General features: G+C 71.0%; 1 pseudogene. It reads right to left on the reverse strand.

What is annotated here, in order from left to right:
- A pseudogene (locus L687_RS0121480) lies at positions 1-292 on the reverse strand (VanZ family protein); the annotation flags it as partial.
- Positions 293-334 lie beyond the last annotated feature (42 nt).

Here is a 334-nt window from a genome sequence, read left to right on the forward strand (position 1 = left end):
GCACCAGGAACAGTGCTGAGGGGACGATGGTGGCGGCGGCGGATGCGAGGGCGCCGTCGAGCACCGCGGCGCGGTCGTCCACGACGAACTCCAGCCACACCTGCACGGTCACCCCGGCCCCCACGCTCAGGAACCCGTAGGCGAGGAAGTCGCACAGCATCGCGAGCAGGCGGCGGCCGCGGCTGACCGGACGGGGACGATCAGCGTCCGGGCTCACCTTCACGCCGCGCAGCGATCGCGGGACGAGGATCGCCGCGATGCAGCCGATGACCGCGCCGAGGGTGTTCGTCATGAGGTCGCCCACGTCGAAGAAGCGATACGCGCACGGGTAGAC

Origin of the sequence: Microbacterium maritypicum MF109 (genome assembly GCF_000455825.1) — a bacterium.
In the GTDB taxonomy this organism is placed as follows: domain Bacteria; phylum Actinomycetota; class Actinomycetes; order Actinomycetales; family Microbacteriaceae; genus Microbacterium; species Microbacterium maritypicum_A.